Genomic DNA, 25597 nt, shown 5'->3' on the forward strand with positions numbered 1-25597 from the left:
CCGGACATATGGACGCAAGCGATCGAAAACGACGCAAAACAACCGTTGCAGGCAGGGCGCCGTCCACATATGGATCCCAGGGTCTGCGCCGCGTCGCTTTGCTCCTTGCTCCGCCCTGGGATGACGAATTGGAGGGATGTTTCAGCCAATCTCCGAAGTTAGCGGTTTGCCACTGAAATTGGCCGCTGACAGAACTATCGACGGTTGCTGCCGATCGGCTTAGCGATTAGCGCAAACGCCCATCGCTTCGTCATCCTGGGGCGGAGCAAGGAGCGAAGCGACGCGGCGCAGACCCCTGGATCCATGCCGCGACATCAGAGCGCTGCCGCGGTGCGGAATTGTGCTCCGCTGCACTCTTCGGCTAAGGTTACCGCATGGATCCCAGGGTCTCAGCGACGGCGCTTCGCTCCTGCTTCGCCCAAGGATGACGAAGTTGGGGAAGTTTCGGCCGATCCCGAATGTTTATGATGGTCCAACGAAACGAACGATGAAATCTTGGCTGCCGATCGGCTTCCAACCCGTCAAGATCGCTGTGCCGGGACTGACTGCTGCCCACCCCGAGCCGTCTTTCGCGTCGGTACTAAGCGTCAGATTTTCACAACCAGACCATGATCCCGAACCGAAGGTCCGCGTACGCGAAAAGTGGAAACCGGTTTTCAAAAAGATCATGATCAAACAAGAAGATCACGTGCGCTGCAGATCGATCCGGGTGGTCACCACACTCTTCCCGGTTTTCGGATCGGTATCGACGACGGTCAGCCGCATGCCGTCCTCGCCGGTTTTCTCAACCGTCATTTGCGCCTTGCGATCGCCATTGACCTCCTTCGCCCAGCGGATGCCGAGATTGATTGCATTGCCGGAGCGGCTGCCGCTCAATTGCGCCGGCCCGGTGCGCGATCCAACATAGGTGCCGGTGTATTTCGTCCCGCTGGACCTGAGGTCCGCGCTGATGGCGCGCGTCACCACGATAAGACCGCGGCAGCTGCCGTCCAGCGACAACGAGCTCGACGTTGCGTCGGAATTGAAATGACAGGAGACATTCACCGTCGGCGCATCGGTGGTCACCTTGACGATGCCTTTGCCGGCGAAATTCCCCTGGAATGAGCGAAGAAAATCCGGATCGTCGGCATGCGCTGCGCCGGCCCCGGCGGCCGTCAGGCAGCCGGCAAGTACAAATCGTGCGAATGATTTCATCGGACCGCTCCTCGTTGGTATCCAAAACACAGCACGCAAACACTGAGGGACCAACGCTCCCCTCAGCGGCGGGTTCCGGCTTCAACATCACTGTTTGCAACGCTGCACGGCTGGCCCAGCCGAATGCGTCGGCTAGCGGTTGCGATGAGCGCTCCGGCTTGCGACATAACCGCATGGCACCCGCACCCTCGATCCCCAAGGCCGCGTTCTGGATGGCGCTGTCGATCGCCTCGTTCCTGGCGATGTCGGTGGCCGGCCGCGCCACGACGGCAGAACTCAACGTCTTCCAGGTGCTCGAGCTGCGCTCGGTGATCGGCTTTTTCATCCTGTTGCCGCTGGTCATGATGTCAGGCGGTTTTCCGGCGATGCGCACCGGACGCCCGCTGGCTCATATCGCCCGCAACGTCGTCCACTATACCGGCCAGGCTGCCTGGCTCTACGCCCTGACGCTGATCCCGCTTGCGGTACTGATCTCGATTGAATTCACGACGCCGATCTGGACCGCTTTGCTGGCCGTCGCTTTCCTCGGCGAGAGGCTGTCCCGGCCACGGCTGGCGGCGATCGTGCTCGGGCTGATCGGCGTTGTGATCATCGTGCGTCCGGGCGTCGGCGCGGTCAATCCGGGACATGTCATCGTGCTGGGAGCCGCAGTCTGCTTCGGCGTCTCGGTGGTTCTCGTCAAGTCGCTGACGCGGACGGACAGCGTCGTGCGCATCATCTTCTGGATGCTGATCATCCAGTCGCTGCTTGGCCTGGTCCCGGCGCTCTACGAATGGCAAAACCCGCCGCTTGAGCTCTGGCCGTGGATCCTGCTCATAGCCTTCACCGGCATGTCGTCGCATTTCTGCATGGCCCGCGCACTTGTCTATGCCGATGCGACGATCATCTCGCCAATGGACTTTTTGCGCGTGCCGCTGTCGGCGGTGATCGGATGGCTGCTCTATCACGAGCAGATCGACGCCTTCACCGCCGGTGGCGCCCTGCTGATCCTCATGGGAAATCTGCTCAACCTGCAGCGGAGAGCACCGCAACCGGCGGAGATCGCCGCTTCATAAGCGTGCGCTAACTCTTAGACCAGTTCCACCTCGACCACGCCTGGCACCGCCCGCATCGCCGACGCGATCTGAGGCGATACGCGGTAGCGGTTGGGCAACTCGATCTCGACCTCGCCCTCGCCGCCTTCCTTGATGACGATGATGCTCACCTGACTGTCGCCACGCTGGCCAAGCTGCGATTGGATTGTCGATGCCGGTGCGTCATTTCTGACGAAGATGCGCAACGCTTTCTGGATACGGCTTGCCTCTTCCTCCAATGACTGCACGGTCTGGATGCGCAGATTGACGCCTTCAGGCCTGTCCTCGGCCGAAACGGTGATCACCACCGAGCGGCCGGGTTCGAGCAAGTCGCGGTATTGCGCCAGCCCCTCGGAAAACAGCACCGCTTCATACTGGCCCGACGTGTCGGAGAACTGCACGACGCCCATCTTGTTGCCGGTGCGCGTCTTGCGCTCCTGCTTGGTGGTCACCGTGCCGGCGAGCCGGCCGGCGGCAGCACCGCGTTTGACGGCGGCCGAAAACTCGCCCCAGGTCTGCACCCGCATTTTCTGCAGCGCCGCCTTGTATTCGTCGAGCGGATGCGCCGAGAGATAGAACCCGACCACCTGGAATTCACGGTGCAGGCGGTCGGCGGCGAGCCAGGGATCGGTCGCCGGCAAGTTGAGCGCCTGCGACTGTGCGCCCAGCGAGGCGCCAAAGATGTCATGCTGGCCGGTGACGGCATTCTGCTGCGCCAGCGACGCCAGCCCCATCATCCGCTCGACGCCGGCCATCATCGCCGCACGGTCATGACCGAAGCAGTCGAGCGCGCCGGCCATGATCAGGCTTTCGAAGACGCGCTTGCCGACGATCTTCGGATCGACCCTTTCACAGAAATCGGCGAGGCTCTTGAAGGGTTTTTCGCCGCGCGTCGCGACGATGTGCTCGACCGCCGCATCGCCGACGCCCTTGAGCGCGGCCAGCGAATAGAAGATGCGGTTCTCGCCGACCTCGAAATCCCGGAACGACGTCATGACCGACGGCGCCACCACCTCGATGCCGAGGCGCAGCGCATCCTGGCGGAAATCGGCGAGCTTGTCCGTATTGCCCATGTCGAGCGTCATCGATGCCGCCAGGAATTCGACGGGGTAATGCGCCTTCAGATAGGCGGTCTGGTAGGAGACGACGGCATAGGCGGCGGCATGCGATTTGTTGAAACCGTAGTCGGCAAACTTCGCCAGCAGGTCGAAGATGAAGTCGGCTTGCGGCTTGCCGACGCCGCGCTCGACCGCGCCCGAAACAAAGCGCTCGCGCTGCTTGTCCATCTCGGCGCGGATCTTCTTGCCCATGGCGCGGCGCAGCAGATCGGCTTCGCCCAGCGAATAGCCGGAGAGCTCCTGCGCGATCTGCATCACCTGTTCCTGGTAGACGATGACGCCTTGCGTCTCCTTGACGAGATGGTCGATCTTCGGGTGGATCGACGCCATCTCCTCCTCGCCGTGCTTTCTGGCGTTGTAGGTCGGTATGTTCTCCATCGGCCCCGGCCGGTAGAGCGCGACCAGCGCGATAATGTCCTCGATACAGTCGGGCCGCATGCCGATCAGCGCCTTGCGCATGCCGGCACTTTCCACCTGGAACACGCCGACCACTTCGCCGCGCGACAGCATGGCGTAGGTTTCGGGGTCGTCGAGCGGAATGTGGGCAAGATCGATCTCGATGCCGCGGCGGCGGATCAGCTTGACGGCCCTGTCCAGCACCGTCAGCGTCTTCAGGCCAAGGAAGTCGAATTTCACCAGCCCGGCCTGCTCGACATATTTCATGTTGAACTGCGTGACCGGCATGTCCGAGCGCGGATCGCGGTACATCGGCACCAGCTCCGACAGCGGCCGGTCGCCGATGACGATGCCGGCGGCGTGCGTCGAGGCGTGCCGATAAAGACCTTCCAGTTTCTGCGCCGTATCGAGCAGCGTCTGCACGATCGGCTCACGCTCCGCCTCTTCGGCAAAGCGCGGCTCGTTGGCGATGGCGTCGGCGAGCTTGACCGGATTGGCCGGGTTCGACGGCACCATCTTGCTCAGCTTGTCGACCTGCCCGTAAGGCATCTGCAGCACGCGGCCGACGTCGCGCAGCACCGCGCGCGCCTGCAGCGTGCCGAAGGTGATGATCTGGCCAACCTGGTCGCGGCCGTATTTCTGCTGGACGTAGCGGATGACTTCCTCGCGCCGGTCCTGGCAGAAGTCGATGTCGAAGTCGGGCATCGACACGCGGTCGGGATTGAGGAAGCGCTCGAACAGCAGCGAAAAACGCAGTGGGTCGATGTCGGTGATGGTCGTGGCATAGGCGACCAGCGAGCCGGCACCCGAACCGCGGCCCGGGCCCACCGGAATCCCTTGTGCCTTGGCCCATTTGATGAAGTCGGCAACGATCAGGAAATAGCCCGGATATTTCATCTTCTCGATGACGCCGAGCTCGAAATCCAGCCTTTCGCGATATTGCTCGACCGTGTAGCCCGGCGTCGGGCCGTGCGCCGCCAGCCGCGCCTCTAGCCCTTCATGCGCCTGCCTGGCAAGCTCCTGCGCCTCCGCCTTGACCGCAGCATCGGCGTCGGCGACATCGCGGCCGGCAAAGCGCGGCAGAATCGGATTGCGGGTCTTCGGGTAATACGAGCAGCGCAGCGCGATCTCGACGGTGTTGTCGATTGCTTCCGGCAGGTCGGCGAACAGCCTCGCCATATCGGCCTGGCCTCTCAGGAAGTGGTCGGGCGAAAGGCGGCGGCGATTGTCGGCCGCAACCACGGAACCTTCGGCGATGGCGATCAGGGCGTCATGCGCCTCATAGTCTTGACGAGAGAAGAAAAACGCCTCGTTGGTGGCAACCAGCGGCAGATCGTGGCGGTAGGCGAGATCGACCGACGACTGCTCGATGGCGCGGTCATAGCCGGACACGCGCTCAAGCTCGACATAGAGCCGGTCGCCGAACAGGCTCTTGAGCGCCGAGAGCCGGGTCTCGGCGAGTTCGCGGCGATCCTGTTTCAAGGCAGTGCCGATCGGACCGCGCGGCCCGCCCGTAAGGCAGATCAATCCGTCGGTGTGGCCCTGCAGCATCTCGCTCGTCAGATGCACCGCTTCGCCGGGCGGTGTCTCGAGGTAGACGCGGCTGACCAGCCTGACCAGATTGCCGTAGCCGGCCTCGGTTGCGGCGATCAGGACGACCGGCCGCATCTCCGGTCCTTGCCGCCTGCGGTCGCGCTGGCTGTCGCTCGCCTCGCCGGAAAAGGCGAGGTCGATCTGGCAGCCGATGATCGGCTGGATGCCATCCTTTACCGCCTTCTGGGCGAATTCCAGCGCGCCGAACAGATTGTTGGTGTCGGTGACGGCGATTGCCGGGCATTCGTCCTGCACCGCATGGCCGACGATCTTGCCGAGCTGCAAGGCACCTTCGAGCAGCGAATAGGCCGAATGCACGCGCAGATGAATGAATCGACGCGCCGCCGCCTCCGCCCGCGACGCCTTTGCATAGGCCTCGCGCAGCAAGGGATCGCGTGGAAGTCTTTCATCCGCCATGGTTTTTTCGCGCCGCCTGAAGGGACTCAGTCGATGAAGTTGTATTGTCGAGCGCCGGGTAGCACGAGTCCAGCGCTAGTGATTAGAGCTTTGGAGGTTTAGAGCAACCGCCGAAGCTGCCAATTTCCCCCCTTGTGGGGGAGATGTCCGGCAGGACAGAGAGGGGCGCTGTCCCGCCAACCTCAGGCTACAAACAAAACCCGCCTCGGCGGGCGGGTCGTTGGAGCCGATTAGCACCATAGCCAAATTAATAGCATAGCTGCCGGCACAAAGCAAGAACAAAATACGGCGCGACGGGGAAAAATTCGAGTTGTCCGTCTCCCGAGGGCGTATCCAGAGGATTGCAGGTCGCGTTCCTTCGCGCCCTCCTCTGTCCTGCCGGACATCTCCCCCATGAGGGGGGAGATTGGCCATCATCTCGGCTTTCGCCAATTTCCAACGTTGCAGGAGCGAGCTAGGCCCCGAAGCTGCCAATCTCCCCACTTTAGGGACACTTTAGGGGGAGATGTCCGGCAGGACAGAGGGGCGCGCTGTCCCGCCAACTTCAGACAGAGCGTCGAGGGCGGGTCCAACCTCACGCGAATTCCATGATCACAGCATCGACGGCAAGGCTGTCGCCGGGCTTGGCGTTGAGCTTCGAGACGATGAGGTCGCGCTCGGCGCGCAGCACGTTTTCCATCTTCATCGCCTCGACCACGGCCAGCGTCTCGCCGGCCTTGACCTCCTGCCCCTCGGCAACGGCAATCGACACGACGAGGCCGGGCATCGGGCATAGCAGCATCTTCGAGGTATCCGGCGCCACTTTTTCCGGCATCAGCCTTTCGAGTTCGGCGGTGCGCGGCAGCATGGCGCGGGCTGTCACCGAGATGCCTTTCCAGGCGATGCGGAACCCGTTCAGCACCGGCCTGACTTGCGCCGCGACCTTGCGGCCGCCGACCGTGCCGCGCCAGATGAGATCGCCCGGCCGCCAGTCGGATGCCACCGTCAGCGGTTTGCCGCCGTCGATTGTGAGGTCAAGCTCGATCGGAATGGAAATCATGCCTTCGACGATGGCAACCGAAAGATAATCCCGGCCGATCTTCACCACCCAATCGCGTTTCAAGGCGCCCGAATGCGGCGCCAGCCGCCCGCCCAGCCGGTCGAGTCGGTCGCGGCGCAGCAGTTCGACCGCGGTTGCGATCGCGGCCAGCACCGCGTTTTCTTCGCTGTTCGGCACAATGGGCGCGAAGCCGTCGGGATATTCCTCGGCGATGAACGCCGTCGATAGCCGCCCTTCCCGCCAGCGCGGATGCTGCATCAGCGCCGCCAGGAACGGTATGTTGTGCTCGATGCCGTCGACGACGAAACTGTCCAGCGCTTCCGATATCGCGTCTATCGCCGCCAGCCGTGTCGGCGCCCAGGTGCACAGCTTGGCGACCATCGGGTCGTAGAACATCGAGATTTCCGAGCCTTCGGTAACGCCGGTATCGTTGCGGATGACGATTTCGCCGAATTTTCCCTCTTCCGGCGGCCGGTATTTCGTCAGCCTGCCGATCGACGGCAGAAAGTTGCGATAGGGGTCTTCGGCATAGAGGCGGCTTTCCACCGCCCAGCCGTTCAGCTTGACGTCGCTCTGCTTGATGGCGAGCTTTTCGCCGGCCGCCACGCGGATCATCTGCTCGACCAGGTCGATGCCGGTGACAAGTTCCGTCACCGGATGCTCGACCTGCAGCCGCGTGTTCATTTCCAGGAAATAGAAGTTCTTGTCGCTGTCGACGATGAACTCGACCGTGCCGGCGCTCTGGTAGTCGACGGCCTTGGCCAGCGCCACCGACTGCTCGCCCATGGCTTTGCGGGTCTTGGCGTCGAGGAAGGGGGACGGCGCCTCCTCCACGACCTTCTGGTTGCGGCGCTGGATCGAGCATTCGCGCTCGCCGAGATAGAGCGTGTTGCCATGCGCGTCGGCGAGCACCTGGATTTCGATATGGCGCGGATCGACGATGAATTTTTCGATGAAGACGCGGTCATCGCCGAACGAGCTTTTCGCCTCCGACCGCGCCCGGTCGAAGCCGTCGCGCACCTCTGCCTTGCTCGAGGCGATGCGCATGCCCTTGCCGCCGCCGCCGGCTGAAGCCTTGATCATCACGGGATAGCCGATTTCGCCGGCTATTCTTTCGGCATGGGCGGCGTTTTCGACGACGCCGAGCCAGCCGGGCACCGTCGACACCTTGGCCGCATTGGCGAACTTCTTCGATTCGATCTTGTCGCCCATCGCCTTGATGGCCTTGGGCTTCGGGCCGATGAAGACGATGCCTTCCTGCTCCAGCGCTTCGCAGAAGGATGCCCGCTCGGACAGGAAACCGTAGCCGGGATGCACGGCCTCTGCTCCTGTGGCCTTGCAGGCGGCGATGATCTTTTCCGCGACCAGATAACTTTGCGCAGCCGGCGAAGGCCCGATATGCACCGCCTCGTCGGCCATTTCGACATGCACGGCGTCGCGGTCGGCGTCGGAATGGACCGCGACGGTGGCGATGCCCATCTTGCGCGCCGTCTTGATCACGCGGCAGGCGATCTCGCCACGGTTGGCGACCAGGATCTTTGTGAACATGCAGGCCTCGTCCCTCGGCTGCCCTTCTTTTACGGGCCTCCCGTTTTATGGGCTTCAGGGGGCCGGTCAAGGCAAAGTCGGAGCCTATCCCGCATGCAAATCGGCGGGCGCTGACGAAAATCCGGGGTCAGAACGTCGCTTCGTGCATAGCGCAGAGCTGAATGGTAAGTTAAATCTAACCTGAATTGCAGACTGCCTTGGGAGGATTGCCTGATGAAAACGCGCGCCGCTGTCGCCGTTGCCGCCGGAAAGCCGCTGCAGATCATGGAGGTCGACCTCGAAGGCCCCCGCGATGGCGAGGTGCTGGTCGAGATCAAGGCAACCGGCATCTGCCACACCGACGAGTTCACGCTGTCGGGCGCCGACCCGGAAGGCCTGTTTCCGGCGATCCTCGGCCATGAGGGCGCCGGCATCGTCGTCGACGTCGGCAAGGGCGTCACCTCGGTCAGGAAGGGCGACCATGTCATCCCGCTCTATACGCCGGAATGCCGGCAGTGCCCGTCCTGCCTGTCGCGCAAGACCAATCTGTGCACCGCCATCCGCGCCACGCAGGGACAGGGCTTGATGCCCGACGGCACCTCGCGCTTCTCGATCGGCAAGGACAGGCTGTTCCACTATATGGGCTGCTCGACCTTCTCCAACTTCACCGTGCTGCCCGAGATCGCGGTGGCCAAGGTCAATGCCGACGCCCCGTTCGACAAGATCTGCTACATCGGCTGCGGCGTCACCACCGGCATCGGCGCTGTCATCAACACGGCCAAGGTCGAGCAAGGCGCGACCGCGGTCGTCTTCGGCCTCGGCGGCATCGGCCTCAACGTCATCCAGGGCCTGCGCCTTGCCGGCGCCGACATGATCATCGGCGTCGACCTGAACAACGACAAGAAGGAATGGGGCGAGAAATTCGGCATGACGCATTTCGTCAATCCGAAGGAGATCGACGGCGATGTCGTGGCTCATCTCGTCAACATGACCAAGCGCGGCGCCGACCAGATCGGCGGCGCCGACTACACGTTCGACTGCACCGGCAACACCAAAGTCATGCGGCAGGCGCTGGAAGCGTCGCATCGCGGCTGGGGCAAGTCGGTCGTCATCGGCGTTGCCGGCGCCGGCCAGGAGATCTCGACGCGGCCGTTCCAGCTCGTCACCGGCCGCACCTGGATGGGCACCGCCTTTGGCGGCGCGCGCGGCCGCACCGACGTGCCGAAGATCGTCGACTGGTACATGGCCGGCAAGATCGAGATCGATCCGATGATCACCCACACGCTGAAGCTCGAGGACATCAACAAGGGCTTTGACCTGATGCATGAAGGCAAGTCGATCAGGAGCGTGGTAGTCTATTGAAGGAGGTACTGATCCGGGTTCGGATCCGATATCCGAATTTCAGCGAGTCGCTCAGTATGCAGAGCTGGCAATTCGGCGAACATCTTTGGGTAGCGCTTAGGAATAACAACCGCGTTCGCATCGACCTCGATGAGATCGACCGCGGCAGAGAAGAAATATCGTTTCTCGTGCGCGATACATATCTGAGTAAGGCGCTCAAGGTGGTAGAGCGCGTCAAGCAAGAACACCGTATGGAGAATGAAGCGGTAATCGAAACGGAACCAGCATAGAACCAAGGGAGGAGACAAAAATGCCGGAAAAACTGCATCCTAAAATCGACAATGGACTGCCACGGGAAAAGGCCGATTTTGCCGGCGGCACGCTGGTCTGCGCCTGCACCAGCAACCCGGTCAAGGTGAAGGTCAAGGGCCAGATCGCCCACAACCATGCCTGCGGCTGCACCAAATGCTGGAAGCCGGAAGGCGCGCTGTTCTCGGTCGTGGCGGTTGCCGGTACAAACGACGTGACGGTGACCGAAAACGGCGACAAGCTGAAGATCGTCGATCCGGGCGCGCTGATCCTGCGCCATGCCTGCACCGGCTGCGGCGTCCACATGCACGGCCCGGTCGAGCGCGACCACGCTTTCAAGGGGCTGTCCTTCATTCATCCGGAACGCTTCCAGGAAGACGGCTGGTCGCCGCCGGGCTTCACCGCCTTTGTCTCCTCGATCATCGAATCCGGTGTCGATCCGAGCCGCATGGACGGCATAAGGTCACAGCTGAAGTCGATCGGGCTCGAACCTTATGATTGCCTCAATCCAGGACTGATGGACTATATCGCCACCTGGACGGCCAAGAGATCCGGCGCGTTGCCGGCCTAGTAGCCGCTCGACTATCATCGATCGAGCCGGGCGACGCCGCCCGGCTCTTTCACATTTGGAACAACGATGCCCGCACCTGCTATTCTCGTCGATGCCGACGCTTGCCCGGTGAAGGCCGAGGTCGAAAAAGTCGCCGAGCGGCACGGCATCGTCGTCACCTTCGTCTCCAATGGCGGCTTGCGTCCGTCGCGCGATCCGATGATCCGCAATGTCGTCGTCTCCAAGGGCGCCGATGCCGCCGACGACTGGATCGTCGAAAATGCCCGGTCCAACGACATTGTGGTGACCGCCGATATCCTGCTTGCCGCGCGCGCGGTGGCGCTTGGCGCCCACGTACTTGGTCCGACCGGACGCCCGTTTACGCCCGAAACGATCGGCATGGCGGTGGCAATGCGCGATCTCAAGCAGCATCTGCGCGAGACGGGCGAAAGCAAGGGCTACAATTCGAGCTTCGCGCCGCAGGATCGCTCGCGGTTCCTGGGCGAGCTTGACCGCATCCTACGGGGAGCGCTGAAATCCGCGTCAGCGGACTGAGACCATGGCGACCGGTACCCCGACCAAGATGCCCATGCGACGCCACACGCCGTTCGCGGTGTCGGCCTGCATCGGCGCGGCAGCCTTTGGCGCCGCGCTGGTCTGGCGTGCGCCGCTTGCCTATTCGATCGGCGCCAATGTGTTCTTTGCCGCCTATCTCGTTCTTGTCATCGCCCACATGCCGCGGCTTACCGGCAGCTATCTGCGCAAGAATGCAGGCGACACGGACCTGCCGGTACTGGCCATCTTCGCGGTCACGCTGATTGTCGTCGCTATTGCCATCATTTCGTTGTTTCAATTGATCAACAGAGAGAAGAGCGCGGACACCGTCGAGCTAACGGTGGCGCTGCTGTCTATCCCGCTTGGCTGGTTGACCATCCATGCCATGGCCGCACTTCACTACGCGCATATCTACTGGTTGGATGGCGATGCGATGGATGGCGACACAAAAAAGAAAATTCCGGTCGGCGGCCTCGACTTCCCGGGCGGCAAGCGGCCGGAAGGCTCGGATTTCCTCTATTTCGCCACTGTGATCGGCATGACGGCGCAAACCGCCGACACCAACATCACGACCTCGCAAATGCGCCGTGTCGTGCTTGTGCACTCGATCCTGTCGTTCTTCTTCAACACGGTCATCGTGGCAGCCGCGGTCAACCTCGCCGTCAGCCTCGGCAGTCCGTAATAAATCCGTGATCGGGTGAAACATCGCTTAGGCTGGCGACGTATTGGGAGGAGAAGAGATCTGGACGAGGCCGCGACGAACGCGCGGCCGGAGGGAACAACAAATGGAATCGCTTGCCAGAAACCAAGCCGCCGGAGCAGATACCGCCGCGCCGAGTGATGCGACGCTGATCTATCGCCAGTCGCGCTGGACGCGGCTGACGCATTGGCTGTGGGCGATCGCGCTGTTCTTCATGCTGCTTTCCGGCCTGCAGATCTTCAACGCCCGCCCGCAGCTCTACATCGGCAAGGAGTCGGGTTTTGGCTACAACAACACCGTCTTCGCCATTGGCGCCGAGAATACGGCGACTGGCCCGCGCGGCTATACCGAAATCTTCGGCAAGCGCTTCGATACCACTGGCGTGCTCGGCTGGTCGGGTCCGGCCGGCCAGGAGACCTCCCGTGCCTTCCCGTCCTGGGCGACGATCCCTTCCTATTACGATCTCGGCACCGCGCGCGTCGTTCATTTCTTCTTTGCCTGGGTGCTGACCACCACGCTGCTGGTCTGGCTGGTCGCCAGCCTGATCAACGGCCATTTGCGCCGCGATCTTGCTCCGCGCCTCGATGATTTCAGGCGCTTGCCGCGAGACATTGTCGAGCACGCCAAGCTCAGGTTCCACCACACGCGCGACTACAACACGCTGCAGAAGATGGCCTATGGCGGCGTGCTGTTCGTGCTGCTGCCGCTGATGATCATCACCGGCCTTGCCATGTCGCCGAGCATGGATTCGGTGCTGCCGTTCGTGAATGATTTGCTCGGCGGCCGGCAGACGGCCCGCACCATTCATTTCACGGTGATGCTGCTGCTCGTCGCCTTCTTCATCATCCACATCCTGATGATCCTCGCCGCCGGCCCGATCAACGAGCTGCGCTCCATCATCACCGGCTGGTACCGAACCGACCCGCCGGCGCATGGCGACAAAGCGCCAGAGAGGAGTGCCTGACATGGCGAAATTCGAGATCAGCTCCAAGCTACAGATAAGCCGAAGAAAGTTCCTGACCTCGGCCAGCCTCGGCCTTTCCGGCATCATGCTGTCGGGCTGCGACGCCTTCGACAGCCAGCTGGGCGTCGGCGACAGCCTGCGCAGCTTCCTCGAAAGCGCCAATGGCCTGACCTGGCGGGCGCAGCGACTGCTTGCCGGCGCTGACGCGCTGGCGCCGGAGTTCACCGAGGCCGACATTCGCCAGCCACAGCGGCCGAACGGTGTCACCGCACCGGACGACGATTTCTACAAGGGCCTGCTCGCCAGCGATTTCGCCGACTGGCGGCTGGAGGTTTCAGGCCTGGTCGAAAAACCGCTGTCGCTGAGCCGCGAGCAGCTGATGAACATGCCGAGCCGCACCCAGATCACCCGTCACGACTGCGTCGAAGGCTGGAGCTGCATTGCCAAATGGACCGGCACGCCGCTGTCGCTGGTGCTCGATCAGGCAGTGGTCAAGCCGCAGGCGCGCTACGTCATGTTCCACTGCCTCGATACGATCGACCGCAGCCTTGCCGGCGACATCAAATATTACGGCTCGATCGACCTGGTCGATGCCCGCCATCCGCAGACGATCCTTGCCTATGGCCTCAACGGCAAGCCATTGCCGGTCGAGAACGGCGCGCCGCTGCGCGTCCGCGTCGAGCGCCAGCTCGGCTACAAGATGCCGAAATACCTCTACAAGATCGAGCTGGTCGACGGCTTCGCCAATCTCGGCGGCGGCAGAGGCGGCTATTGGGAGGACAATGGCTACGACTGGTACGGCGGCATCTGACCGAAACCTGACCCAAGCTTCATCTAACTGTCGTCGTCGCTGTCGTCGCCGTCGCTGCGCAGGGCCGGATTCAGGTCAGGATTATCGTCAGGGGTGACAAGCTTGCCCAGCCCGTGCGGTCCCTGGTAGTTGCCGTGGGTATCGAAGTTGGGGTTGCCCTGATTGTCGAATTGCGGCGTCGGATCGATCGATTGGTCGTAACGGCGCGGGCGCGGCTTCGGATAGTAATTATCGGAATGATGGCGATGCGAATTGCCGTTGTCGAGAATGGCGCCTACCACGCCGCCGACGATAATGGCTGCGGCGACGTCGCCAGCAGAGGGATTGCGGTCGGGGCCGGCGACTGCGAATTCGGCCGAGCAACCATTGTCGACCCAGATGCCGCCGCCGTCATAGCCCCAGCTTCTACCGTATACGCAACGCGCCTTCGAAAGCCTGGAGGTCAACTGCACGCCGCGGCGCGTATCGACCCCGCAATAGGAATAGCGGTAATCGGCGCTGGAGCAGACCACGCGTTTTGCCCCCGCAGCCTGCGCTGCCGCCGGCAGCAGCGAAAGCTTCGCCGGATTGCCCAGGATGCAAACCAGGAACATCATCGAACCGGTAACCGTCATCCGTGTCGACATCGCAACTCTCCATCAGGGTCCGCTATCGACAGAATGGCACCTCTGTGTAAATCTGACAACCGGACGGGCTCAGCGAGGTTATATTAATGCGCGCTAAGATGATCGCCACAACTATACTTGCCCTTTCTGCCTGGTTGGCTTTGTCGCTGCTGCCGGCCCGGGCGGACGACAGCCTCAAGCGCATCATCGACCAGAAGGCACTGACGATCGGCGTGGCGCTCAACCCGCCATGGATCCTCAAGAAGGCCGACGGGAAGTTGGCCGGCTATGATGTCGACCTGACCAGTGCGCTGGCGTCTGATCTCGGCGTCGACCTGAAGCTGGTCGAGGTGCCCTGGAACGACCTCAAGACAAGACTGCTCAAGGGTGATTTCGACATGATCGCGGCGGGCTACGCCAGCACGCCGGAACGCGCACGCGAGGTGGTGTTCTCCAACCAGACCGGTACCGCCGATATCCGTATGGTTGCGACGATCGCCAGCCTTGGGAAAAGGCCGGGAAAGGCAGTGGCGGCGCCGGGATACAAGATCGCCGTGCTGTCCAATTCCACCGATGAAGCCGCCGCGAAGGAAGCTTTTCCCAAGGCGACCATCCTGTCTTTCGACAATACCTCAGATGTTTTCGCCGCGATCATCGGCGGCGACGCACAGGCGATGGTCGCGACGTCGCCGACGCCGCAGATGGCCGCCAGGCTCTATGACGCGAAGTTGACGATGGTGGGCGGCCCGCTGTTGCGGACGCCGGAAGCGTTTGCGATGCGCCCGGACGATGTCCGCCTCATCCAATACGTCAACAACTGGATCGGCGCGCGCACCGCCGACGGCACCATAGGCGGCGTGCGCCGCTACTGGTTCGGCAGCTTCAAATGGATGTCGCGGTTCGACACCAGCGCCAAGCCGGAGCCCGCCAAGCAATAGCGTCGCGCGACCGCTTATGCGACCGTGTCGATCAGCGACCGTATTTCAGCGACAGTGGCGCGCTCGCTCCATGATCGTCGGATTCAGCTGTTTCACGGCCGCAAAATTCGCTTTGGCCCCCGTGGCCGGCATGTGCTAGCGTTGCCAGATGAAAAGTCGTTCCCCCAAATTAGATCGCTCGCCAAAGAGCGGACACTATGTCCTGACGAGCAGTCGAGGCGCCAAAATCAGCGCCGTCGAAGGTATGAAGCTAAGTCCACGCATGGCGCATATCCTTGAGCAAAGCTCGCAGCGTGGGCTGAGCGGTGATGAGCGACGCAAGCTCATCAAAGAACAGGCGCGCAAGAAGTAGCGGACCTTGGTCTATGCCGCCGAATCCGATCCTCTGTGCTATCCGGGCACGACCGTCCTTCGCAACCTCCTCGACATTCATGATCAGTCCGAGCTCGACGAGTTTGAGCTCGCTCTGTTTCTGACCCGGGCCGATGAGGCTTTTCCAGCTGGTGATCTGGATTATCCGCACTATCTGGCACTGCATCGTCACCTGTTTCAGGACGTCTATGCGTGGGCCGGTGAACCGCGCACCATCCGCATCGGCAAGGGCGGTAACTGGTTTTGCTACCCCGAGTACATCGATGCCGAGATGCAGCGGGTTTTCGGAGAACTCTCAGCCGCCGGCCATTATTCCGGCACATCAGCCGAGGTCTTTGCAGCTGGCGCAGCACACGTTCTTGCTGAGATCAATGCGATACACCCCTTCCGAGAAGGCAACGGCCGCACTCAGCTGGCGTTTCTGGCGATATTAGCCGACAACGCCGGCCATGGTTTCGACGATGACGAACTGGATCGCGATCGGGTCATGAAGGCCATGATCTCAAGCTTTTCCGGCGACGAAGCCCCACTCACGCGCCTGATTCAGGACATTGTCGCTTAAGGGCTGTCTACCGATCCTGGCTGATGTTGCCTGTCCTCGGAAAGGTTAATGCGCTGCCGTCGGCTGTAATCAGTCGCTAGAGATGCACTTGAGCCTGTCCAGTTAATTGGCTGCCTGTCCGTTCGCATCGCTTCAGGGTTGGCAGTGACGCTCGGTTGCTCGTGAAAGGCTCACGCAACCTTGTCGATCAGCGGCTTGAGCGCCGGATGGATTTCCGGCGAGGCGTGCTTGATCAGCGTCAGCAGCGCGCGCTCGTTCTCATGCAGCGGCCGGTCGCCGATGTGTTCAGCGAGCCATTTGGCCTCGCCGGCATCGACCGTCTCGGCGCGGCGGGCCAGAGCCTCGGCTGCCTTGTTCTTGGACTCCCACTCGGCTTCGATATCGCCGGGTGAGCGATAGGCTTCCATGATGCCGGACAGGCCGCCCGATACCATGCGGCTGAAGAACCCGCCGATCTCCGGATCGGCCTGCTCGAAGAACGAATCCCGGCGCAGCGCCACGTCGCGCACCGGCGGTTCGTAGCCGGCCGAACACATGACGAAATTGGCGATCGCCTTGACGAACAGATCGTTCCAGGACGGATCGTTGTCGCCCGCCGCTGTCCGCTCGTTGATCTCGAACAGCACCTCGGCCTCGGCGCGGCTGATGGCGATGTTGCCATCGCCGCCGTAGGCGTAAAGGATGCGGCGCAACAGCTCGACCTCAGCCTTGGCAATCGACCCAGGGATAAGCCTGCCGCCGGTCATCAGCGGCCCCTTGCCGTCCACGACCGCATGAGCGACCTGCTCCAGCGCATAGCTGGAAAGCGTGCTCGGCGATGATTTGGCAACTTCCAGCACATGCACCAGCAGCTCGAGTTCGGTCTGGCTGTCGACCATGCCGTCGCGCGAAATCGTCCGGATCAGCCAGTCGGCATTGTCTTGCGAAACATAGCCCGCCGGCTTTTCCTGGTGGACGATGAAATCGGTGACGGCCTCGACGAAAAACTCAAGCCATTCTGCGCATTTGTCCCTCGCCGTTGCATCCAGCGCAAACAGCGCCTCGGCCTCGCCGCGCGTTACCACGCCGTCGCCGAACACTTCGCCGCGCAGCATGACCACGTCTTCCGCCGTGATCCGATTTTTCGAGGTCAGCCCGGCCACCGGCGCGCTCATGATCAATTCGCCCATTTTGTTCCCCGCCCGCCGCCGGTAATTGCCGGCCCTTATGCGGTATATCGGCAAGGTCTTGAGAAACCGGCAAGCGGCGTGGTTAGCGAAGGCTTGCCTGTAAAGAAGGCCCGCAGAAGACTTGGCGTAAAAATGTCGCCGGCAGGTGACAAGGTGTCGTCCACGGGCTATGGATGACGAGTCGAGGGCTCCTGACCGAGTCCTACCTGTTTGTGGGAGAGAGCAGCGAGAGCTGCCGCCGAAGGGGAAATCGCCCGAAATCTCTCAGGCAAAAGAACCGTAGACGGGAAAGACACTCTGGAAAGTCGGGGCTTGCCCCCGCGCCGAAGGTGTAAGCGCTGCCGACAGAGTTACGGGGCGCGAGTCTCTCAGGCTTCAGACAGAGGGGCACGGACTGGTCGCCATTCGCGGCCGCTTGCGTGCGACTCTGGAGATGACATGACGGGCGACGATACCAAACACCTTCCCCTCGAAGATCTGCACATGGCAGCTGGTGCGCGCTTTGGCGCCTTCGCCGGCTGGTCGATGCCGCTGACCTATCCGGCCGGCGTGATGAAGGAGCACCTGCACAGCCGTGAGCGTGCCGGCCTGTTCGACATCTCGCACATGAAGCTGTTCGAAATCAGCGGCCCGGGCGCAGCACCGCTTCTGAACCGCGCCTGCCCGTTCGATGCCGGCGCGCTGAAGATTTCCCAGTCCAAATACACGTTCTTCCTCAATGAGGCGGCCGGCATTCTGGACGATCTGATCGTCACCAGGCTCGGCGCCGAGCGCTTCATGATGGTCGCCAATGCCGGCAACGCCGCCGCCGACGAAAAGCATCTGCGCGCACTGGCCAAAAATTTCGATGCAGAGGGCGATTTCGATGTAAAAGTGGATGCGCTCGACCGCGTCTTCCTGGCCATACAGGGCCCCGAGGCGTGGGCTGCCCTTTCCCGCGCCGGCATCGAGACCGGTTCGCTGGTGTTCATGCACGGCATCGAGCCGCGCGAAAAATGGTTCATGAGCCGGTCCGGCTATACCGGCGAAGACGGCTTCGAGATCGGCCTGCCGGAAGCGGATGCAAGAAACCTCGTCGCCAGGCTGCTCGAGGACGAGCGGGTGATGTGGGTCGGCCTTGCCGCCCGCGACAGCCTGCGGCTCGAAGCCGGACTGTGCCTGCACGGGCTGGACATCACGCCGGAGATCGATCCGGCCAGCGCCGGGCTGATGTGGGCCATCCCCAAGGAGGTTCGCGCCTCTGGCGCCTTCATCGGCGCCGATGCGCTGCGCGCCATCCTGGAGCGTGGTCCGGCGCAAAAACGCGTCGGCCTGAAGCCGGAAGGCCGCCAGCCGGTGCGCGCCGGTGCTGCCCTTTTCGATGCTGACGGCAACCCTGCCGGCCATGTCACCTCAGGCGGCTTCGGCCCCTCGGCCGGTCATCCGGTCGCCATGGGCTACGTCCAGACGCCGCTTGCCAAATCCGGCGCAAAACTGTTCGCCGATGTCCGCGGGACGAAAATCCCGGTCGACATCCACCCCTTGCCCTTCACGCCCCATCGCTACCGCAAAGGATGATTTCAATGGCAAAGACCTATTTCACCGAAGATCACGAATGGCTGCGCGTCGAGGGCGGCATCGCCACGGTCGGCATCACCGATTACGCGCAGCAGCAGCTCGGCGATCTCGTCTTCGTCGAACTGCCGGAGCCGGGGAAGAAGCTGGCCAAGGGCGACACCGCCGTGGTGGTCGAATCGGTCAAGGCCGCATCGGACGTCTACGCGCCGGTCGACGGCGAGATCACCGAGGCCAACACCTCGCTGTCATCGGATCCTTCACTCGTCAATTCGGCGGCAACCGGCGACGGCTGGTTGTGGAAGATGAAGCTGGCCAATGAGCGCCAACTCGACGGACTCCTCGATGAAGCCGCTTACAAAGCCCATATTGGTTGATAGCAGGACCAGGAAGATGACCGCAGCACCCTACCCCTTCTCGGCTCGCCATATCGGCCCGGGCCTCCATGACGTCAGAGCCATGCTGGCGACGATCGGCGTTCCTTCGGTCGAGACCCTGATCAGCCAGGCAGTGCCGAAGTCGATCCGGCTCGACCGGCCGCTGGCCCTGCCCGCGCCCGCAACCGAAGCGGAAGCGCTGGCCGAGCTCGCGGCGACGATGGCAAAGAACACGGTGCAGAAGAGCTTCATCGGTGCCGGGTATCATGGCGTCCACGTGCCGCCGGTGATCCAGCGCAACCTGTTCGAGAACCCGGCCTGGTATACGGCTTACACGCCTTACCAAGCCGAGATCAGTCAGGGCCGGCTGGAGATGCTGTTCAACTTCCAGACACTGGTGACGGAACTGACCGGCCTGCCGGTGGCATCGGCCTCGCTGCTCGACGAGGCGACGGCGGTGGCCGAAGCGGTTGGCATCGCGCTGCGCCATCATCGCGACAAGCGCACCAAGGTGGCACTGGCCGGCACGCCGCACCCGCAGACGCTGGACGTCGTGCGCACCCGCGCCGAGCCGCTCGGCATCGAGGTCGACGGCGAGGTGATCGACGACAACACCGCCGCCCTGCTGGTCTCCTGGCCCGATACATTCGGCGTCTACGGCGACCACAAGGCAGCGATCGACAGGGCCCGTGCTGCCGGCGCGCTGGTCGTCTTCATCGCCGACCCGCTTGGCCTGACGCTGACCGATGCGCCGGCCAGGCTTGGCGCCGACATCGCCGTCGGCCCGATGCAGCGTTTTGGCGTGCCGATGGGCTTTGGCGGGCCGCACGCCGCCTATTGCGCCGTCTCCGACAGGCTGACGCGGCTGATGCCCGGCCGGCTCGTTGGCCAGTCGACGGATAGCAAGGGCCGTCCTGGTTATCGCCTCGCTTTGCAGACACGCGAACAGCATATCCGCCGCGACAAGGCGACGTCCAACATCTGCACCGCACAGGCGCTGCTCGCCAATATGGCGACGGCCTACGCGATCTGGCATGGCCCTGCCGGGCTGCAGGCGATTGCCGGCCGCGTCCACACGCTGGCCAACCGCCTGGCTGCCGGCCTCAAGGCAGCGGGCGTTTCGGTGGTCGGCGACAGCCATTTCGACACGGTGACCGTGAAAGTGAAGGGCAGAGCCGGCGCGATTGCCGCCGCCGCAGAAAAGACCGGCCGGCTGCTGCGCGTCATCGACGCCGACCATGTCGGCATCAGCTTCGACGAGACCTCCACCGAGGCCGATCTGGAGGCGATCGCAGCACTTTTCGGCGCCAAGGCCGGCGTTGCCGCCGGCAGTTCCATGCCAGGAAAACCGCGCGGCAAGGAGTTTCTCACCCAGCCCGTCTTCCGCGAAAACCACTCGGAAACCGACATGATGCGCTTCCTGCGCCGGCTGGCCGACAAGGACCTGGCGCTCGACCGCGCCATGATCCCGCTCGGCTCCTGCACCATGAAGCTCAACGCCGCCGCCGAAATGATGCCGGTGAGCTGGCCTGATGTCGCCAACCTGCATCCCTTCGCCCCGGCCAACCATTCGACAGGCTATCGCGCCATGATCGACGAGCTGGAAGGCTGGCTGGCCGAGATCACCGGCTTCGACGCGGTGACCCTGCAGCCCAATGCCGGCAGCCAGGGCGAATATGCCGGGCTGCTCGCCATTCGCGGCTATCATCTGTCGCGCGGCGAAGGCCATCGCACCATCTGCCTGATCCCGTCCTCGGCGCATGGCACCAATCCGGCAAGTGCGGCCATGGCTGGCATGAGCGTCGTCGTCGTGCGCTGCACCGAGGACGGCAATATCGACATGGCCGACCTGCAGGCCAAGGCGGCCGAGCATGCGCACAACCTCGCGGCGCTGATGTTCACCTACCCTTCGACGCATGGCGTCTTCGAGGAAGGCGCGCGCGACCTTTGTGCCCTCGTCCACAGCCATGGCGGCCAGGTCTATTTCGACGGCGCCAATCTCAACGCGCTGGTCGGCCTCGCCCGTCCCGGCGATATCGGCGCCGATGTCTGCCACATGAACCTGCACAAGACCTTCTGCATCCCGCATGGCGGCGGCGGCCCCGGTGTCGGCCCGATCGGCGTCAAGGCGCATCTGGAGCCATATCTGCCCGGCCACGTCACCGAAGGCTCGGCCCATGCCGTGGCGGCGGCACCGTTCGGCAGTGCCTCCATCCTGCCGATCACCTGGATGTATATTCGTATGATGGGCGCTTCCGGCCTGAAGCAGGCGACCGAGACGGCGATCATCTCCGCCAACTATGTGGCGACGCGGCTCGGCGAGCATTTCCCCCTGCTTTACAAAGGGCGCAACGGACGCGTTGCGCATGAATGCATCCTCGACACCCGCGCGCTCAAAGACAGCGCCGGCATCAGCGTCGACGATATCGCCAAGCGGCTGATCGACTATGGTTTCCATGCACCGACCATGTCGTTCCCGGTGGCCGGCACACTGATGGTGGAGCCGACCGAGTCCGAGCCCAAGCGCGAGCTGGATCGCTTCTGCGAGGCGATGATCGCCATAGCCGGCGAGGCAGCCAAGGTGGCGAAGGGCGAATGGCCGTTGGCCGACAATCCTCTAGTCAATGCGCCGCACACCGCCGCCGAGGCGTTGGCCGGCCAGTGGACCCATCCCTATTCGCGCCTGGAGGCGGCCTACCCCGCCGGCGATGCCGACACGGCGGCAAAATACTGGCCGCCGGTGTCGCGCATCGACAATGTCGCCGGCGACCGCAACCTTGTCTGCTCCTGCCCGCCGCTGTCGGAATATCTGGGTGCGGCGGAATAGATCATGATCCCGAAAAGTGGAATCCGGTTTTCGGACAAGATCATGGGTCTAACAAGAAGATAGAAACCTCAATCAGGCAGAACGCAAGGCCGGCCCGTCGGCCTTGCTCGCCCGGTCCCGGACGACGACGCGATTTCGCCCGGCGCGCTTTGCCGCATAGAGTGCTGCGTCGGCTTCGGCCAGCACATCGTCGAGACCGGTGCCGTTTGTTCCGCCAAAGCCGATGCCGCCGCTGACTGTGCTTCGCAACGGACCGAGCTGGGTGGCCACGACTTCCGTGCCGAAGGCGACGCTGATCTTGCTCGCAATGTCATAGGCCTTCTCTTCCGTCATCCGCGACATGACGAGCACGAATTCCTCGCCGCCCAACCGGAAGGCGTCGACGCCGGTCCGGGCGTATTTCCTGATGATGGCGGCAAAGCGGCACAGAACCTGGTCGCCGACCGGGTGACCAAATACGTCGTTCGTCCTCTTGAAATGGTCGAGGTCGAACATGGCAACGGACATGAACGGACCGAAGACCCGCTCGCCGTAGAGTGCCGTCAACGCCCGCCGATTCATCAGCCCGGTCAATGGATCGGTCATCGTCTCGGCCTTCAATTCGATCTGCGCCTGCAAATGATGCAGGGAGAGCGTCAATGCGCCGAGCCCGGTCATGCAGGCGACGGCCACGACGGAATTCACCCGCTCGGCCCAATTGTCCGGTGCTACACCGAGCACCCATTGGCCCGTGACCAGCAGGACCGCGCCGCAAAGTCCGAACGACAGCGCACAGACGCCGCTCAGGAACGAGACGACCAGCAATATCCGGCGATCGTGACCACCCTCAATCCAGAACATCGCCCCGATGAGCGAGAGCAGCGCCGTTACCGTCGCGTAGGTGACAATAAAGCCGACACCATCAAACCCGAGATACGTCGCGCCCGCGCAAACAGCCATCGCAACCAAGGTCGGCAAGATGGCGCGCCTGTAGTCGCCTGTGCCGAGATATTGCATAGCCGACAGGCAGATGATCAGGAAGCCGAGGCTGAGAAGCACAAGCACGATCTGGCAAAGCCAGGCGCTTGGATCCCTGGTGTAATGCCAGAACAACACGACATGTGCGACCAGCACGAGAATGCCGCAGGCCACCGTCAGCACAAAGCGTGCCTTTGGCGCGGTGAACCAGATCGCAAACATGGTGATGCTAAGGCACGTGCCCGACAGCGCCGCCGCGAGCAGGAGCGAACTGTAATCCAACATGCTTAAGCGACAGCCTCTTGAAGGTTCCACTGCATTCTAGGTCAGCGACAGTTCGCGGATATCGTTTTTCAGCCAACCTTGCGGCGTAACCTTCGGACAAGGTTTACAAAGCGTCGATGCTCCACCCTCGACCCCATTTCCGCCGCTTGGCTGTCGAATGGTTTTGCAGTAAGAGGCCCTATCCTCGAACGTAACAGGAACCTCCGTCGCCTGCCCACAAAAAGCGTGGCAGTATCGGGTGGTGATTCGCAGCATCGGAATCCAGGACCGGCATGGACGACAATAACGATCTTTTCGCCAAATTGGACAAGCAGCCGCAACCGGCTCGCGCCGCCGCGCGCCCGGCCGACCCGCTGGTGCAGGCGGCGAAGCGGCCGGCGCCCCGCGACGCCAGCGAGAGCTACAGTGCCGCCGATATCGAAGTGCTGGAGGGGCTGGAGCCGGTGCGCCGCCGCCCGGGCATGTACATTGGCGGCACCGACGACAAGGCGATGCACCATCTGTTCGCCGAGGTCATCGACAATTCGATGGACGAGGCGGTCGCCGGCCATGCGACCTTCATCGATGTCGAGCTTTCCGCCGACGGATACCTGTCCGTAACCGACAACGGCCGCGGCATTCCGGTCGATCCGCACCCGAAATTCAAGAAGCCGGCGCTCGAACTCATCATGACGACGCTGCATTCAGGCGGCAAGTTCGACAGCAAGGTTTACGAGACGTCCGGCGGCCTGCACGGTGTCGGCGTTTCCGTGGTCAACGCGCTGTCCGACCATCTCGAGGTCGAGGTCGCGATTGGGCGCAAGCTCTATCGCCAGCGCTTCTCGCGAGGCGTTCCGGTGACCGGCCTGGAGCAGCTCGGCGAGGTGCACAACCGCCGCGGCACGAAGATCCGCTTCCATCCAGACGAGCAGATTTTCGGCAAGGGTGCTGCTTTCGAGCCGGCGCGGCTCTACCGCATGGCGCGGTCAAAGGCCTATCTGTTCGGCGGTGTCGAAATCCGCTGGACCTGCGATCCCTCGCTGATCAAGGAAAAGGACACGACGCCGGCCAAGGCAGAATTCCATTTTCCGGGCGGCCTCAAGGACTATCTGAAAGCCTCGCTCGGCGACGAATTCCAGGTGACCCGTGAAATGTTTGCCGGCAAGAGCGAGAAGCAGGGCGGTCACGGTTCGCTCGAATGGGCGGTGACCTGGTTCGGCGGCGACGGTTTTATCAATTCCTATTGCAACACCATCCCGACCGCGGAGGGCGGCACGCATGAGGCCGGCTTCCGCAACGTCCTGACGCGCGGCTTGCGCGCTTATGCCGACCTGGTCGGCAACAAGCGCGCCTCGATCGTCACTTCCGAGGATGTGATGATCTCGGCGGCAGGCATGCTGTCGGTGTTCATCCGCGAACCGGAATTCGTCGGCCAGACCAAGGACAGGTTGGCGACGATCGAGGCGATCCGCATCGTCGAAAGCGCTATCCGCGACCCGTTCGACCATTGGCTGGCCGACAATCCGCAGGAAGCTTCGAAACTGCTCGAATGGGTGATCGCGCGCGCCGACGAGCGGGTGCGCCGCCGCCAGGAAAAGGAAGTGTCGCGCAAGAGTGCGGTGCGCAAGCTGCGCCTGCCCGGCAAGCTCGCCGACTGCACGCAGAATGCCGCCGCCGGTGCCGAGCTGTTCATCGTCGAGGGCGATTCGGCCGGCGGTTCGGCAAAGCAGGCGCGCGACCGCGCCAGCCAGGCGGTGCTGCCTCTGCGCGGCAAGATCCTCAACGTCGCCAGCGCCGGCAACGACAAGCTTGCCGCCAACCAGCAGATATCCGACCTCATCCAGGCGCTTGGCTGCGGAACGCGCTCGAGATACCGCGACGAGGACCTGCGCTACGATCGGGTCATCATCATGACCGATGCCGACGTCGACGGCGCCCATATCGCCTCGCTGCTGATCACCTTTTTCTATCAGGAGATGCCAAGCCTGGTCCGCGGCGGCCATCTCTATCTGGCGGTGCCGCCGCTGTATTCGATCCGGCAAGGCGGCAAGGTCGCCTATGCCCGCAACGATGCACACAAGGACGAACTCCTGCGCACCGAATTCACCGGGCGCGGCAAGGTCGAAATCGGCCGCTTCAAGGGGCTGGGCGAAATGATGGCCGCCCAGCTCAAGGAAACCACCATGGACCCGAAAAAGCGCACGCTGCTCAGGGTCGACGTTATCGATGCCGAGGCAGCGACCAAGGATGCGGTCGACGCATTGATGGGGACCAAGCCCGAGGCCCGTTTCCGGTTCATCCAGGAACGCGCGGAATTCGCCGAGACGGAAGTGCTGGATATCTGAGCTCCCGCCGCTAGCTTGGCCTTCTGAGCTGGAGACGAGC

The 25597-nt window shown here is 62.9% G+C and carries 20 protein-coding genes and 1 riboswitch; of the genes, 14 read left to right on the plus strand and 6 right to left on the minus strand.

The annotated features are described in order from the left end of the window. Positions 1-684: 684 nt before the first annotated feature. Entirely contained in the window at positions 685-1194 is a 510-nt protein-coding gene (locus NKJ55_RS19735; protein WP_352451327.1) for a hypothetical protein, read from the minus strand. 173 nt (positions 1195-1367) lie between these two features. On the opposite strand from NKJ55_RS19735, the gene NKJ55_RS19740 reads away from it, so the two are divergent. Further along, positions 1368-2249 carry a DMT family transporter gene (locus NKJ55_RS19740; RefSeq protein ID WP_352451328.1) on the plus strand — a complete coding sequence of 294 codons (882 nt, stop codon included), beginning with the start codon at positions 1368-1370 and terminating at the stop codon, positions 2247-2249. Between the two features lie 14 nt (positions 2250-2263). Here the strand turns inward: NKJ55_RS19740 and dnaE are convergent, their stop codons facing one another. Both dnaE and NKJ55_RS19750 read right to left on the minus strand, forming a co-directional pair. Then, positions 2264-5791 carry a DNA polymerase III subunit alpha gene (gene dnaE / locus NKJ55_RS19745; protein WP_352451329.1) on the minus strand — a complete coding sequence of 1176 codons (3528 nt, stop codon included), beginning with the start codon at positions 5789-5791 and terminating at the stop codon, positions 2264-2266. Between the two features lie 574 nt (positions 5792-6365). Then, positions 6366-8378 (minus strand): acetyl-CoA carboxylase biotin carboxylase subunit, encoded by a 2013-nt coding sequence (locus tag NKJ55_RS19750; RefSeq protein ID WP_352451330.1) that lies wholly within the window; start codon positions 8376-8378, stop codon positions 6366-6368. 213 nt (positions 8379-8591) lie between these two features. Here NKJ55_RS19750 and NKJ55_RS19755 point away from each other — a divergent pair, with 213 nt between their 5' ends. The 7 genes from NKJ55_RS19755 (at position 8592) to NKJ55_RS19785 (ending at position 13587) form a co-directional block, all read left to right on the plus strand. Beyond that, entirely contained in the window at positions 8592-9719 is a 1128-nt protein-coding gene (locus tag NKJ55_RS19755) for an S-(hydroxymethyl)glutathione dehydrogenase/class III alcohol dehydrogenase (RefSeq protein WP_352451331.1), read from the plus strand. Then, on the plus strand, positions 9716-9988 hold the full coding sequence (locus NKJ55_RS19760; RefSeq protein WP_352451332.1) for a hypothetical protein: 273 nt from the start codon (positions 9716-9718) through the stop codon (positions 9986-9988). The genes NKJ55_RS19755 and NKJ55_RS19760 overlap by 4 nt, the downstream gene beginning before the upstream one ends. A 20-nt stretch (positions 9989-10008) precedes the next feature. Continuing rightward, complete coding sequence (gene gfa / locus NKJ55_RS19765; RefSeq protein WP_352451333.1) at positions 10009-10578, plus strand: S-(hydroxymethyl)glutathione synthase; 570 nt, start codon at positions 10009-10011, stop codon at positions 10576-10578. 66 nt (positions 10579-10644) lie between these two features. Continuing rightward, positions 10645-11112: a YaiI/YqxD family protein gene (locus NKJ55_RS19770; RefSeq protein WP_352451334.1), complete on the plus strand. Its 468-nt coding sequence runs from the start codon at positions 10645-10647 to the stop codon at positions 11110-11112. Positions 11113-11116: 4 nt separating this feature from the next. After that, the gene (locus tag NKJ55_RS19775; RefSeq protein ID WP_352451335.1) at positions 11117-11794 is read left to right on the plus strand and encodes a DUF1345 domain-containing protein; all 678 of its coding nucleotides are present in this window, start codon (positions 11117-11119) and stop codon (positions 11792-11794) included. Positions 11795-11897: 103 nt separating this feature from the next. Continuing rightward, complete coding sequence (locus tag NKJ55_RS19780) at positions 11898-12776, plus strand: cytochrome b/b6 domain-containing protein (protein WP_352451336.1); 879 nt, start codon at positions 11898-11900, stop codon at positions 12774-12776. Between the two features lies 1 nt (position 12777). Then, complete coding sequence (locus tag NKJ55_RS19785) at positions 12778-13587, plus strand: molybdopterin-binding protein (RefSeq protein ID WP_352451337.1); 810 nt, start codon at positions 12778-12780, stop codon at positions 13585-13587. A gap of 23 nt (positions 13588-13610) precedes the next feature. Here the strand turns inward: NKJ55_RS19785 and NKJ55_RS19790 are convergent, their stop codons facing one another. Beyond that, positions 13611-14213, minus strand: a complete 603-nt coding sequence (locus NKJ55_RS19790) for a DUF3011 domain-containing protein (RefSeq protein WP_352451338.1) — start codon at positions 14211-14213, stop codon at positions 13611-13613. Between the two features lie 86 nt (positions 14214-14299). On the opposite strand from NKJ55_RS19790, the gene NKJ55_RS19795 reads away from it, so the two are divergent. Continuing rightward, entirely contained in the window at positions 14300-15130 is an 831-nt protein-coding gene (locus NKJ55_RS19795) for a transporter substrate-binding domain-containing protein (RefSeq protein ID WP_352451339.1), read from the plus strand. A gap of 358 nt (positions 15131-15488) precedes the next feature. Continuing rightward, positions 15489-16064 carry a Fic/DOC family protein gene (locus tag NKJ55_RS19800; RefSeq protein WP_352451340.1) on the plus strand — a complete coding sequence of 192 codons (576 nt, stop codon included), beginning with the start codon at positions 15489-15491 and terminating at the stop codon, positions 16062-16064. Between the two features lie 170 nt (positions 16065-16234). Here the strand turns inward: NKJ55_RS19800 and NKJ55_RS19805 are convergent, their stop codons facing one another. Continuing rightward, positions 16235-17233, minus strand: a complete 999-nt coding sequence (locus NKJ55_RS19805; protein WP_352451341.1) for a hypothetical protein — start codon at positions 17231-17233, stop codon at positions 16235-16237. A 203-nt stretch (positions 17234-17436) separates the two neighbouring features. Then, positions 17437-17523, plus strand: a riboswitch (glycine riboswitch). Between the two features lie 148 nt (positions 17524-17671). On the opposite strand from NKJ55_RS19805, the gene gcvT reads away from it, so the two are divergent. The 3 genes from gcvT to gcvP are packed head-to-tail and all read left to right on the plus strand — an operon-like array spanning position 17672 to position 21991. Continuing rightward, complete coding sequence (gcvT, locus tag NKJ55_RS19810) at positions 17672-18790, plus strand: glycine cleavage system aminomethyltransferase GcvT (protein WP_352451342.1); 1119 nt, start codon at positions 17672-17674, stop codon at positions 18788-18790. Between the two features lie 5 nt (positions 18791-18795). Beyond that, the gene (gene gcvH, locus NKJ55_RS19815) at positions 18796-19164 is read left to right on the plus strand and encodes a glycine cleavage system protein GcvH (protein WP_352451343.1); all 369 of its coding nucleotides are present in this window, start codon (positions 18796-18798) and stop codon (positions 19162-19164) included. Between the two features lie 16 nt (positions 19165-19180). Next, positions 19181-21991 (plus strand): aminomethyl-transferring glycine dehydrogenase, encoded by a 2811-nt coding sequence (gene gcvP / locus NKJ55_RS19820; RefSeq protein ID WP_352451344.1) that lies wholly within the window; start codon positions 19181-19183, stop codon positions 21989-21991. Between the two features lie 72 nt (positions 21992-22063). On the opposite strand, the gene NKJ55_RS19825 is transcribed toward gcvP, so the two are convergent. After that, entirely contained in the window at positions 22064-23233 is a 1170-nt protein-coding gene (locus tag NKJ55_RS19825; protein WP_352451345.1) for a GGDEF domain-containing protein, read from the minus strand. Positions 23234-23505: 272 nt separating this feature from the next. Here NKJ55_RS19825 and parE point away from each other — a divergent pair, with 272 nt between their 5' ends. Further along, positions 23506-25557 (plus strand): DNA topoisomerase IV subunit B, encoded by a 2052-nt coding sequence (parE, locus tag NKJ55_RS19830; protein WP_352451346.1) that lies wholly within the window; start codon positions 23506-23508, stop codon positions 25555-25557. The last annotated feature ends 40 nt before the right edge of the window (positions 25558-25597 follow it).

Origin of the sequence: Mesorhizobium sp. M0106 (genome assembly GCF_040322715.1) — a bacterium.
Lineage (GTDB): Bacteria > Pseudomonadota > Alphaproteobacteria > Rhizobiales > Rhizobiaceae > Mesorhizobium.

Coding starts and splice junctions, on each gene's coding strand:
- NKJ55_RS19735 (WP_352451327.1), bottom strand. CDS start 1,194: ATGAAATCATTCGCACGATTTGTACTTGCCGGCTGCCTGACGGCCGCC.
- NKJ55_RS19740 (WP_352451328.1), top strand. CDS start 1,368: ATGGCACCCGCACCCTCGATCCCCAAGGCCGCGTTCTGGATGGCGCTG.
- dnaE (WP_352451329.1), bottom strand. CDS start 5,791: ATGGCGGATGAAAGACTTCCACGCGATCCCTTGCTGCGCGAGGCCTAT.
- NKJ55_RS19750 (WP_352451330.1), bottom strand. CDS start 8,378: ATGTTCACAAAGATCCTGGTCGCCAACCGTGGCGAGATCGCCTGCCGC.
- NKJ55_RS19755 (WP_352451331.1), top strand. CDS start 8,592: ATGAAAACGCGCGCCGCTGTCGCCGTTGCCGCCGGAAAGCCGCTGCAG.
- gfa (WP_352451333.1), top strand. CDS start 10,009: ATGCCGGAAAAACTGCATCCTAAAATCGACAATGGACTGCCACGGGAA.
- NKJ55_RS19770 (WP_352451334.1), top strand. CDS start 10,645: ATGCCCGCACCTGCTATTCTCGTCGATGCCGACGCTTGCCCGGTGAAG.
- NKJ55_RS19775 (WP_352451335.1), top strand. CDS start 11,117: ATGGCGACCGGTACCCCGACCAAGATGCCCATGCGACGCCACACGCCG.
- NKJ55_RS19780 (WP_352451336.1), top strand. CDS start 11,898: ATGGAATCGCTTGCCAGAAACCAAGCCGCCGGAGCAGATACCGCCGCG.
- NKJ55_RS19785 (WP_352451337.1), top strand. CDS start 12,778: ATGGCGAAATTCGAGATCAGCTCCAAGCTACAGATAAGCCGAAGAAAG.
- NKJ55_RS19790 (WP_352451338.1), bottom strand. CDS start 14,213: ATGTCGACACGGATGACGGTTACCGGTTCGATGATGTTCCTGGTTTGC.
- NKJ55_RS19795 (WP_352451339.1), top strand. CDS start 14,300: ATGCGCGCTAAGATGATCGCCACAACTATACTTGCCCTTTCTGCCTGG.
- NKJ55_RS19805 (WP_352451341.1), bottom strand. CDS start 17,233: ATGGGCGAATTGATCATGAGCGCGCCGGTGGCCGGGCTGACCTCGAAA.
- gcvT (WP_352451342.1), top strand. CDS start 17,672: ATGACGGGCGACGATACCAAACACCTTCCCCTCGAAGATCTGCACATG.
- gcvH (WP_352451343.1), top strand. CDS start 18,796: ATGGCAAAGACCTATTTCACCGAAGATCACGAATGGCTGCGCGTCGAG.
- gcvP (WP_352451344.1), top strand. CDS start 19,181: ATGACCGCAGCACCCTACCCCTTCTCGGCTCGCCATATCGGCCCGGGC.
- NKJ55_RS19825 (WP_352451345.1), bottom strand. CDS start 23,233: ATGTTGGATTACAGTTCGCTCCTGCTCGCGGCGGCGCTGTCGGGCACG.
- parE (WP_352451346.1), top strand. CDS start 23,506: ATGGACGACAATAACGATCTTTTCGCCAAATTGGACAAGCAGCCGCAA.